Below are 12176 nucleotides of genomic sequence, written 5' to 3' on the forward strand. Positions count from 1 at the left end.
TGGTTAATAATCAATCGTCAAACCTGACAAATACTTGCGCAAGATTAAATTTCAACTCCAATCGGTTTGCCAGTTTCACCTCGTAACCGTTTTTGTCTTTATCGATACTCCATACAGCTATACCGGAAAAGTTCTTTGACAGATAATCTGCGATTTTAGCCGGGAGAACAGACACCGGCAAAGCGGTTTTATGCCCGTCGATTTCTTTCCACTGTCCGTTTTTATCAAAATCCAGATCAAAACCGTTCGTCAGAATGACATCGTACTGATTTCCTTCCCAGAACTCTTTTTCAATCTTAATATGAGATACGCCTGTAGCCGGAAAATGTTTACGTATAAACTCCCGGGCCGTTTGAGGCAATTGAAGGGTATCCGTCGTATACACTTTCTTATCGGCAAAAACTGCCTGTACCAAAAATAAACTGACTACTATCAGAAAAAATACTCTTTTCATATCGTTTATATTTTAAATTTACGATACAAAGAAAATATCGAATTTGGGAAACATTTGGGAATAGAAATATTTTTCCGGAAAACTTAGTAAGTTGCGATTTCGGATTTACGATCGGTTTAAATACGATTTGGCAGAGCACTTCGCTGAAATGAGAACAGATTCATTTCAAACAAATCAAAAATAATAATCCATTGAAACAGAATAGCCAAAACCCTATAAATCTGTAAAATCAGCGGAATCTATAAAAAATGCGAATCCGAAACGGACAATTTATTCCCCTATATACTTCAGTATATCCTCCGGCCGGTTCACAATATGAACGGCACCGTTATCCATCAGTTCCTTGCAAGGACGAAAGCCCCAGGAGACTCCAATAGGAGTGACTCCGCTATGGATTGCCGTTTGCATATCTACACAGGAATCTCCGACATAAAGTGTATCGTCTTGGCCGGCCCCTGTCGTTCCCAATATTTCATTTACGATAGCCGGGTCCGGCTTAGCGGGAACTCCTTCGCGTTGTCCCAATACGACCTGAAAAATTCCCTCTCCGAAATAAGTACGGATTAATTCCCGCGTAGCATCCTGATATTTATTCGATGCCACTGCCAGCATCAATCCACGGTGCTTAAGTTCTTTCAACAACTCCGGAATTCCCGGATAGGGTTTGGTTTTATCCATCATATGTCCGGAATAATAGGCAACGAACTCGGCCCGGACATGCATAATTTCGTTTTCCGTACGTGCATCTTCAGGCAATGCCCGCTCTATTAATTTCGTAATACCGTTTCCCACCATATAACGATAGTCCTCCGTTACATGTTCCTGATAACCGAATTTCCGCAAAGCATAATTGGCACTGACTGCCAAATCCTCCAGAGAATTCAATAATGTCCCGTCCAAATCAAATATTACTAATTTCATTTTCATTACCATTTAAAATCAAAAGAACCCGATTGACAAAAGTAACGATTTATTGCTGCAATTTGTTCCGCAAGCGACCGGAAAAGTTTTAATCTGCCAAAGCGTATTGCTCAATTCCGGATTCAGGTAACACGTCTTCTCCTGCTCCGGTCGACAAATCCGGTCCGGAACCGTAAAAACCGAAATAAACAAAACGATTTTATTCAGAATAAAAATACAAATCCACCGGTTGTTCCTTTTTTCTCTTTAATCTTTTTCATTTCAACTGAAAGTCTGTAATTTTGCCGATACATAAACAACCGATGAACAACCGTACCCTCCCTTCCTCCCTGGCTGAATTACAACAGCAATACCGTCTATTGGAACAGGAATACGCTTATGAAAAAGAAAGCTACCTCCAAAAATCCAGAACGGGAGGGATTTTACATAAGATACGGCAGGGTTTCTGCTGGTATCCGGTCGGAGCCGGACGCAACTATTACAATTCATTGAACCTGCCGGTCATCGAAATTACAAAAGAGAGTGATGATGACACGGAACATAACTTCGAATACGGGCGTCCGGTTTGTTTTTTTACGCCGGATGCAGCGGGAAACCAACGCTACTTCAGTTTCAACGGTACAATCAGCTATGTAGACGGCAACCGCATGGTCGTGGTTTTACCCAATACCTCAGTGGCCACAACATTGCAGCAATGCACGGATTTAGGCATACAACTTTATTTCGACGAAACGACATACAAAACCATGTTTGCAGCCCTGAACGAAGTGATGCAGGCTAAAGACAACCGTTTGGCAGAGCTTCGCGAAATCATATTGGGCAAACAAACGGCCTCTTTCCGGAATATACCGCCGATGCGCTTTCCCTGGCTCAACCGGAAACAAGAAGAAGCCGTCAACCGGATTCTTTATACCAAAGACACCGGTATCGTTCACGGTCCTCCCGGAACGGGGAAAACCACTACGCTCGTCGAAGCTGTATATGAAACATTACACAAAGAAAATCAAGTTCTGGTCTGCGCCCAAAGTAATACAGCCGTCGACTGGATTGCCGAAAAACTGACAGACCGCGGAATTCCTGTTCTTCGGATCGGAAATCCGACGCGGGTCAATGACAAAATGCTTTCTTTCAGCTACGAACGTCGTTTCGAAGCACATCCCGATTACCCCGAATTATGGAAAATCAGAAAGATGATCCGGGAAGCCATCGGCATAATACATAAAGCAGAAGGACAACATCGCAAAATACAATACGACCGTTTGCTCCAGCTACGTCACCGGGCTACCGAGCTGGAAATCGGAATCGACCGCGATTTATTTGCCGAAGCCAGAGTAATTGCCTGTACTCTGGTCGGAGCTGCCAACCGTTTACTGGCAAATAAACGTTTCAGCACCCTCTTTATCGACGAAGCATCACAAGCCCTGGAAGCAGCCTGTTGGATTGCAATAAGCAAAACCGAACGGGTCATTTTTGCCGGCGACCACTGTCAGTTACCACCGACGGTAAAATGCCCCGAAGCGGCACGAGGCGGGCTCGAACAGACATTAATGCAAAAAGTGGTCCGACGTCAGCCATCGGCCGTAACCCTCTTACAAACCCAATACCGTATGCATGAAGCCATAATGGCTTTTCCTTCCCGTTGGTTTTATCACAATCGTCTGGAAGCTGCACCGGAAGTAAAGCACCGAAGCATTCTCGAGTATGATTCGCCATTGGTATGGATAGATACCGCCGAACCGGAAGCAGCGGAAGAAACTGCGGGAGACAGCATGAGCCGCATGAATAAAAATGAGGCTGCATTACTGATCGAACACCTCCGGACATATATTGAAAAAATCGGGATGAGCCGTATTCTGGAAGAACGAATCGATTTCGGATTAATTTCTCCATACAAAGCACAGGTATACTATATCCGAAGACTCCTCAAAGCCGACCGTTTTTTCAAGCCTTTCCGGTCTCTGATTACAGTAAACTCCGTAGATGGCTTTCAAGGACAGGAACGCGATGTCATTTTTGTCAGTCTTGTAAGGGCAAATGAAGCAGGAAACATCGGTTTTTTAAATGATTTGCGCCGCATGAACGTTGCCATAACCCGTGCCCGCATGAAACTCATTATTCTGGGAAATTCCACGACACTCACCCGACACCCGTTCTACCGTTCTCTTTTCGAATACATCACTACCTATTCCTTCTGATACAAAAATGATGACGCCCGTCATAACGATAATCTATCCGTAAACCATACATATCCGTTATCGACTTAACGATGGCCAAGCCTAAGCCTGTCGATTCCTTTTTACCTCCTGCATGATAAAAACGCTGAAACACCTTTTTATCGTCGAGAGGTCCGTCAACAGCATCATTAGCAAACCGGACCTCATCAACCGTAATTCCGATATTCACAGCCCCGCAATCCGGACTATGGACAATCGCATTTTTAAGTAAATTCGTCATTAAAACAACAGACAGCATTTCATTCATCTGACAGCTAAACACGCCTTCCTCCTTTATTTCGATCCGGATATTCCGGTAAGCATAAATATCTTTAAAATCATCTGCCGCTCCATGCAATATTGTATTAAATACCACATTTTTAACCTCCGTATACTGACGATTTTCAATACGGGACAACAACAACAAAGATTTATTCAAACGAATAATCCGGTCGAGAGTTTGATGTATATCTCCGATTTCATTCAGCAACTCTTCCGTACAAGCCGGACTCTCTGCCAATAACTCCAGTTTATTCCGGCAAATGGCCAAAGGTGTCTGCAATTCATGGGAAGCATTTTCAATAAATCGCTTCTGCTCATGAAATACGGTCTCATTCCGCCCGGCCATCTCTGCGATTGCCTTATTCAAACGCCTGAATTCCGTTACCCGGGTTTCGTTTACCAAAGGTGCATTGGGTTTACCCACCGTAAAATTATCCAGCCACCCCATCAAAGCATAAAATGGCCGGAAACTTTTCCGGAACATCCAATGGGAAACAAATAAAATACAGATGACCACCGCAACATACAAATAAACAATCGACCATAAAATCGATTCCAGCATATCATCTTCCTCTATAATGGAGGTCATGATCGTCAACTCGTAATACTGTCCGTTTTCCGTCTTAAAAGCAGTTCTCAACAATCGTACAGGCTCATCGTCCATTTCATACTCATTAAAAGCCTCCGTCGTCTCAAAATGCTCCCGATAATGTTTACCCACGTCAGCAGGAATCTCCGTAATATAATAACGGGTAAGAATATCCGTATGACTGCGCGGTATGTCTGCATCCCGCAACATCTGTTTGATAACGATCTTTTTATAATTTTTCAGGCTATCGTCCGTCTCGTCGTACACCTCGTCTACAATCTGAAAATAGAAAAATACCGACCAGAAAGCCATAATTATTAAAACGACAATTGCCAAACGTCCTATTGTATAGTGAATCAGTTTCATACTTAAAAATCAGTCCCCTTTTGTATTCATTTTATATCCGAAACCGTAAACGGCTTTTATTTCCGGCAAAGCTCCCGCTGTTTTCATCTTCTTTCTCAGGTTCTTTACCTGAGAATAAATAAAATCAAAACTATCCGCTTGATCTATACAATCCCCCCAGACAGCCTCGGCTAAAGCTTCCTTATGAATCAAACGATCCGGATTCGTCACAAAATAATAAAGCAGATCAAATTCTTTTCTATTCAGCACCAATTCAGCATCATTGACAAAAACAATATGCCGGTCGGGAAAAACATGCAAATTTTCCAATACAATAGACACATCACCGTCATTTTGCTTACGCCGGATAACAGATTTCACCCGGGCATGCAGTTCCGCCAGATGGAAAGGTTTAGCCAGATAATCGTCCGCCCCCAGATCCAATCCGGTCACTTTATCTTCAATCGAATCCTTGGCTGAAATAATGATAACGCTTTCTTTCTTACGCATTTTTTTCAACTCTTCCAACAAAGCCAGACCGTTTCCATCCGGTAGCATAATATCCAACAACACACAGTCGTAATCATAATCATTCAGCTTTTCCATAGCTGTCCGGTAATCTGCCGCCCACTCCGCAATAAACCGTTCCTTCTCCAGGGAACGCACAATTGTTCCCCGCAAACTATCTTCATCTTCAATAACAAGCACTTTCATATCTTTCCTATTTTTGCAAATCTAAGCAAATATTTAGGAAAGATTCTGGAATCTTCCGATTTTAACCCCGCTTAAAAAAGAATCGACTGATTGACGATTCAGGATTGCTCCCGCCGATTCATTTTTAATTTACGATCGGAATAAACTGTGTTTATTCAAGGATGTTTTGCCGGAGTCAGAATACATCTGTTTTAAACCGGACAAAGCAAAACTAACTGTTCGGATCGAGAGACAGAATCGTAAATCGTCAATCAAAAACTCATTCATATTTCCGGACCACTTCTTCCAATTGTTCCGAAGGCATTTCGCCACTTTGCCGCCATACCTGATCCCCGTCATAAAATAACAGGAATGTCGGTACAGATTGTATTCGGTAATATTCCAACAACCTCGCATTCTGCGGGGCATCGATATCATACCTTTCTACGATCAGGTGTTCACTGTTTTCTTTTTCCAAAGCATCCAAAATCGGTCGCATTCGTTGACAATGAGGACACCAATTCGCATAGAATTGAACTAAAACCGGTTTTTTCCCCTTTAGGATTCCATTTAACCTGACCATTTCTACCTCTCTGTTAACAATCATCCTTCTCAAATTTCAACTCTCCCTTCGTCTATTATTTCCCATTTCTCTTTTATTTCTACTGATACCCGGATAGTACTCTCCGTCTCAAAAAGAATACTCATACGTACGATCTGCCCCGGACGAAAAAGCAAACGGTTATCATTAATGACGAATTGACTTACTTTCTCAGCACCTTTCAATTTCACATCAACGACAGCCGGATGATCTTTATAAGTCGGGAAGGTGTTTACGCCGACCCAATAATCACCGGGACCGATATATTTCAAATCGGTTGTTTTATATACGGATGTCGTATCTGAAAGTTCACTTTCCAACCCGTCTAATTGCATATAATTATTTCTACGAATACGAATTTCCCGGGCAATTTGTTGCACAGAAAACTCCAAGCCGGTAACCCATTCCGGCGGATTAATAACTTTGATTTCCAAACGGGAAACAATCATCTGCAATTGTACAGGCAAATCAACCACACCCCAAAGATTTCCCCGAAGAATATCTATCAGATAAACCGGAGGCTCCAAATGATCCTCAATCCGGAAAACGGCTTGTAATATCCCGGAATCCATAAACTGCCAGTTCATTAATTTGTGATCCAATAAATTCCCGGCAAATAAAAAATAATAGCTCCCCGGTCTCAAAAATTCCGAAATAACCGGATGTTCACGACAGTAATTATAATCATAAACAAAAGAAGTATCTATATGGTTTTCCCGGAATGCCAATAATTCCAGCCGATCGGTAAAATTATAATAAGGCTTGTAATCCGCAGCCTCATCCCCCTCGAAAGCATAAGCTACGTCCTGCATTTTAAAACGCCCCTCTGCTCCTGCCACCTCCCGGGAACATTCCTTTTCGTCCGTACAAGCTATACCCCCAAAAAGGATACACCCTATGATCCAATATCCGGTAATCTTCATCATTTTTGCGGTATTAAAGGAAAATCCGGCCATACGATATTCTGCCAATCGAAAGCGAAAAAATAAACGCAGGTAAATTCAAAACTCAACAATGCCCCGTAACTACTGTTTACGGTTGCAAACAAATTTACATACCGGTCCGGTAATAATTCTACCGGCACTAACTTTGTTCTTTCCTCCCCGTTCCGGGCATGAAACACCAGTTCAATTTCAGATGTTTCTCCGGCAGATGGAAAAATATATAAATCGAACAGAGCAGTAACCTGCTGGTGAGGTTTTTCATTTTTCACAATAAAAACCTCTGCCGGAGCATCCCCCGGTTCTGAATACTCACCTTCCAGCGTAATGCGACGGTCGATATTTTTCACCGACATACGGATCGTATCGATTTCCAGGGGGACACCGTCAATCTTTATAAACAAACGGCTGACAACATGGTGCAATTCGACCGCTACAGTCTCGATAACCTCTCCGACCGCCGTCTCCGTCTGCCCCAGAAAATAAGGCAGAGACAATCCGGTCTCCGGATAATTCAACCAGACGTCAGAAGGACGTGTGATACCCTCCTGTAATATACCCCCACTCTCAGCCCGTGCATTTCCTACAAAATAAAAACGGTACTTTCCGATCTCTAATTCCGTATCCAATAACTTTGATTCGGTATAAGTCGTTCCCGGAGATTTTCCCTCCTCCAATTCCCGGATTTCCTGCTCATTCAAATCTGCCAATTTATCGTAAAAGACATATTCCCCTTTCATATCCTGTTTGAAAGCAAATATTTGCAGATCTCTGATATAGGTCGCAAAATCATAAATTCCCCGGGTCGACATGCTCAACCTTATCATTTTTCGGTTTGCCGGCAAAGAAGAGGTATCATCGGAACAAGCCGCCAGTAATATTCCTGTCAAAAAAAAGAGTATATACCTCATATTCTTCAGATTTAAATCTTATCTCATTGCAAAAGGAAATCGGAAACAATGCTATTTTTCTTTACCGGCTTCACATCCGTACGCCCTACCGATTGAAAACGACAACTGACCTGAATATCCTCCGAACCCACCAAACGAAAAGAAACCGATTTTCCCTGATACAGTAGATTATCTGCCGCATCAAAACAACTCACATTCAGAAAAGAACTGTCCGTTGACGAGACAGACGGAAACGATTTAAAATGAATCGTCGGACTCGTTCCGGGCTGCAACTCTGTCAATTCTGTAAAAATTGGCGGTATAGCAGGCTTTTTCCGGATAACCAGATTTAAGTACACGCCCTCCGCCGTATTTTCCAAAACCGCCCGGATTCGTTTTACTTCCTGCGGCACCTGCTGTATTGTCAATGCAATCCGACAAGTAAGAATCAGAAAGGCAGAACCGATTCTTTTCTGTTCTCCGGCTTTTACATAACCCGACCCGTAATACAAATCAGGCGGCTGCACCCCTCCGGTATACTCAATCAAAGTACTGTCTTTCGTGCGTTGTCCCCCCATAAACCGGATATGTTCCGGTTCTCCGTTCCCGATTGTCACCAATTGATAATATCCTGCAGGTACACTGAAAATATGTTCGTCCGGATCCGCTTTCGGTCCTTCTATCCCTATCTGACATACCAGGGAATCTCCTTCTGCCAATTGACGAAAAAACAACACTTGCGAACTGTCTATTGTAACATCAGATGTCAACGTCAAACGGGTAAAAGGATCCGGGTCCGGTAAATTGCCGATTTCTCCGGTATTATCCGAACATCCGAAACAAAGGACACCCAAGCCGATTAACAATTTTCTCATTTATAGGGCTATAATTAGATGATTATTCCGGGTTCCTGATCTACATTCCACTCGACATCGGCTGAAATTGAAAGCGTCAAATCTACTTTCCATACCCCTCCCGACTGATTAGCATCGATGGTCGCTGTCAATTTCGTAATCGTATTACTCTTCAACGTATATTCATTCTGCAAGGGAATATCAATTACCTGTCCGTTATCGAGATAAAAAGTCAATGTAAAAGCAGACTGTTGTCCTGCAACCGTAGGCAAAGCGATCACTCCTATCGGCAACTGCGGCTGATCCTCCGTAAACATATACTCGTTCGACGAAACAACTGAAATAATCCGGTTACTCAGAAAATCTCCGGTCATATCGAATGCTCCGTATGTATTTTGAATTCCGACATCGATACGCTTCACCGCAGAAGGTACATTTTCCAGCGTCAGGTAAAACATAGCTACTTTCCGGAAAAGTGTCAATTGCGGCGTTACCGGCATAGCACTTCCCAATACGATCCGTTCCGTCTGTCCGAAAAACAGACGTGGTGCGGTATTACCCGATACGACCGAAGCAATTACCTGGTCCATCGTATTCCCGATAACAGCTCCGGTCAGATTCGCATTCTCTAACTCCATACCCGTCGAATCGAGCATATTTCCAAGCCCTACAATCATGTAATTACCGATAGGCAGATTATCGAAATCGACATCCTTCGGTTCTGTAAATCCGGCATTACTTCCGGTAGTGCTATTGGTTAATGCATCCAATTGCTCTTTATCCAGCGAAGCGGTTTCCGTCAACAAATAAATACCGTTCGTATTCTCCCGGAACAAAAACAAATCCAGAGATTTGACATAATTAATCAATTTTTCCCCCGTTACAGTTCCAACCCGTCCGGTAACCGATAATTCTATTCTCCCGGGACCTTCACCCGGTTTTCCCGATTGGTCGCTATTGTCATCATTACATGCCGCCAGTAAAACGACACCTAAAATAAATATCACTCCATAAAAACGTCTCATAATATTTAATTTTAAATCAATGTATCACAAACTTTTCCCGGTTCCTGCACCCGTGATTTATAATCCATTATAACATTCAGGCACAATATCCCCGTGTGCTATTTATACCCTAATAACGGACAGTTAGTTACACAATACCGGAAAATTATAAAACCAGCCGGATTACAGATTTTAAATAGAACTTCGAAAACAAAGTTGAGAAAGGGAAACGATCGGATTGATTATAAACCGTAAATTGTAAATCAAAAATGCAAAAATTCCGTAAAACCCGAAGAAGTTATATCTTTGTTTCACGATAAACCGATTGGAACCATGCTAATTATTCTTTCACCTGCCAAGTCAATGGATATGAATCCGGTAGCCAATGCCCCTGCCGGAACGAAACCGCAATTTCAGAGCGATGCAGAATTTATCGCATCCAAAATGCAGGAATATTCCCGTGACCAACTACAAATTCTACTTCAGATCAGTAATAAGCTTACAGATATCAATTATGAAAGATACAGGGATTTCGGCTTGAATACGACACCGGCAAAACCGGCTTTACTGGCCTATACGGGAAATGTTTTCCAACACATCAATCCGTCTACATTTACCGATAAAGATTTCCGGTATGCACAAGACCACCTGCGCATCATCTCAACCCTATACGGTCTCGTCAAACCACTCGACTTAATCAAAGCCTATCGCATTGCTTTCAAAATAAAACTGAAAGGAATAGAAGAAAAAGATTTATACGAATACTGGTTGCCCAAACTCACCACCCCCTTAATTGAAGCGACACAAAAAAGCGGGAATATTTTAATTAACCTGGCCAGCCTGGATGTTCTCGGAGCCTTGGATATGAAAATGCTGAACGAGAAAGTCAGGGTCATTACGCCGGAATTTAAAGAATTTCGGAATGGGAAATATGAAACCATCCGTACTTACGCTAAAATGGCCCGGGGTGAAATGACCCGTTACATCCTGTTAAACCGAATCGAAGAACCGGAAAAAATCAAGCAATTCGAATGGGATGCTTTCCGATTTAATGCAAAACTTTCCGATAATACGAATTACATCTTCGTAAAATCTTAATAAAATGCAAATTCGGAAAGACAATAGAATTGTTTTTAATGAGCCCCGCAGATTTCGCCGATTCTACAAATTTATTTCCGATTTCCGATATCGGATATACAATTGGAATTAACCCTTTTCCGGGAAAACGTTCTGTTGAAGCAAAAAAATCTGTTTTAAACAAAATAAAGCAAAATAACCATTGCTACTGCAAAAGAATCAAAAATCAAAATTACACAAATGAGTCCGTCCCAGCGTGTAATTTTATGCGGATCTTTCAAACTTGCAGGCTACATTTTTCTATGCTTTACGAAAATCCGTTCTTTCCATAGAAGGAAGGACAAGGAATAGCCTTGTACTTTTTCTTGGTGCTATTCCAGAAAAGAAACATAAACGACACTTCATGCGCCCCGTTACCTACGGTTTCCAGTTTAGATATCGTCCAATCGAAACTATAAGCGACCCGGAAATATTTCGTATCATAGCCAACCATAAAAAGCATGGCGCTCAACGGACGATCGAAATTCTGACGATACCAGGCCCCCGCTATAAAATCTCCATACGTACAATAAGCCCCGTAGTTCATTTGTTGGTGAACACTTTGTTTCTGATACATCAAAAGAGGATTTATTGTCAACTTCACCGGCCAATGCAAACCGAACATTTTCCCGCTTCTCACCCCGATCTCCATCCCGGCATGTACTGTATATTTCATCGGTAAATGGGCATCACTTCCAAAAGCCAGAGAAGGCTCTCCGATATGCTGTACCGAAGCACCAAAATGATAAGGTCCGAAAAAACCGAGTACTCCCGCACTGAAATCACAGGTAACTTTTTTATATTTCTGCGGGTCATCGGCAGGATTATGCGGATAAATCGAACCGTAAATCGGATCGATCATATCAGGAAATTCCAATTTCGACATGTCCAGGGAATTCTGTATCATCGAAGCTCCTACCGCAAACCGCAAACCGGCATCTTCCGGACGAATCTTCACCAAATAAGAATACATCCCGCTTACGGTCAATGTTTTCAATGCTCCGGCACCCTGACGGTCCTGTTCTATTCTTACGCCTACCCCACTATTCCATTTGTATAAATGAGTATCAAACGAAAAAGAATAAGTTACATACGGATTTCCCATCTCCGGCCACTGATTCCGGTAATTCATAATAATACGATGGTATTGTTGCGAACCGGCAAAAGCAGGATTCAGATCAAGCTGATTCGCAAAAAACTGCGAATACTGCAAATCCTGGGCACAAAGCCTACCTCCCCCGATAAACAATAATATACACAACAATCTCCACAT

Annotated in this window: 12 protein-coding genes; 2 read left to right on the top strand and 10 right to left on the bottom strand. The window is 42.4% G+C overall.

All coding sequences use genetic code 11. The annotated features are described in order from the left end of the window. Positions 1-10: 10 nt before the first annotated feature. Both BN8908_RS10270 and BN8908_RS10275 read right to left on the bottom strand, forming a co-directional pair. Positions 11-454: a PepSY-like domain-containing protein gene (locus BN8908_RS10270; RefSeq protein ID WP_021987457.1), complete on the bottom strand. Its 444-nt coding sequence runs from the start codon at positions 452-454 to the stop codon at positions 11-13. Between the two features lie 270 nt (positions 455-724). Then, positions 725-1381 carry an HAD family hydrolase gene (locus tag BN8908_RS10275; RefSeq protein ID WP_068690418.1) on the bottom strand — a complete coding sequence of 219 codons (657 nt, stop codon included), beginning with the start codon at positions 1379-1381 and terminating at the stop codon, positions 725-727. 296 nt (positions 1382-1677) lie between these two features. Here BN8908_RS10275 and BN8908_RS10280 point away from each other — a divergent pair, with 296 nt between their 5' ends. After that, positions 1678-3570 carry an AAA domain-containing protein gene (locus tag BN8908_RS10280; RefSeq protein WP_068690420.1) on the top strand — a complete coding sequence of 631 codons (1893 nt, stop codon included), beginning with the start codon at positions 1678-1680 and terminating at the stop codon, positions 3568-3570. Here the strand turns inward: BN8908_RS10280 and BN8908_RS10285 are convergent. From BN8908_RS10285 to BN8908_RS10315, 7 genes are all read right to left on the bottom strand, one after another. After that, positions 3554-4825: a sensor histidine kinase gene (locus tag BN8908_RS10285; RefSeq protein WP_068690427.1), complete on the bottom strand. Its 1272-nt coding sequence runs from the start codon at positions 4823-4825 to the stop codon at positions 3554-3556. The two genes, BN8908_RS10280 and BN8908_RS10285, sit on opposite strands and share 17 nt — an antisense overlap. A gap of 9 nt (positions 4826-4834) precedes the next feature. Beyond that, positions 4835-5518 (bottom strand): response regulator transcription factor, encoded by a 684-nt coding sequence (locus BN8908_RS10290; protein WP_068690429.1) that lies wholly within the window; start codon positions 5516-5518, stop codon positions 4835-4837. A 259-nt stretch (positions 5519-5777) separates the two neighbouring features. Then, positions 5778-6104 (bottom strand): thioredoxin family protein, encoded by a 327-nt coding sequence (locus BN8908_RS10295; RefSeq protein WP_227461758.1) that lies wholly within the window; start codon positions 6102-6104, stop codon positions 5778-5780. 5 nt (positions 6105-6109) lie between these two features. Then, complete coding sequence (locus BN8908_RS10300) at positions 6110-7024, bottom strand: FimB/Mfa2 family fimbrial subunit (protein WP_148453276.1); 915 nt, start codon at positions 7022-7024, stop codon at positions 6110-6112. After that, positions 7021-7950, bottom strand: coding sequence for a hypothetical protein (locus BN8908_RS10305; protein ID WP_068690436.1), 930 nt, complete (start codon positions 7948-7950; stop codon positions 7021-7023). The genes BN8908_RS10300 and BN8908_RS10305 overlap by 4 nt, the downstream gene beginning before the upstream one ends. A gap of 23 nt (positions 7951-7973) precedes the next feature. After that, positions 7974-8804: a hypothetical protein gene (locus tag BN8908_RS10310; protein WP_021987449.1), complete on the bottom strand. Its 831-nt coding sequence runs from the start codon at positions 8802-8804 to the stop codon at positions 7974-7976. Positions 8805-8818: 14 nt separating this feature from the next. Next, positions 8819-9808 carry a FimB/Mfa2 family fimbrial subunit gene (locus tag BN8908_RS10315; RefSeq protein ID WP_068690441.1) on the bottom strand — a complete coding sequence of 330 codons (990 nt, stop codon included), beginning with the start codon at positions 9806-9808 and terminating at the stop codon, positions 8819-8821. 312 nt (positions 9809-10120) lie between these two features. Here BN8908_RS10315 and BN8908_RS10320 point away from each other — a divergent pair, with 312 nt between their 5' ends. Beyond that, entirely contained in the window at positions 10121-10885 is a 765-nt protein-coding gene (locus tag BN8908_RS10320) for a YaaA family protein (RefSeq protein ID WP_021987447.1), read from the top strand. Positions 10886-11171: 286 nt separating this feature from the next. Here BN8908_RS10320 and BN8908_RS10325 read toward each other — a convergent pair whose 3' ends face one another. Continuing rightward, a complete protein-coding gene (locus BN8908_RS10325) occupies positions 11172-12176 on the bottom strand; it encodes a PorP/SprF family type IX secretion system membrane protein (RefSeq protein WP_021987446.1) in 1005 nt (334 codons plus the stop codon).

The organism is Culturomica massiliensis, assembly GCF_900091655.1.
Lineage (GTDB): Bacteria > Bacteroidota > Bacteroidia > Bacteroidales > Marinifilaceae > Culturomica > Culturomica massiliensis.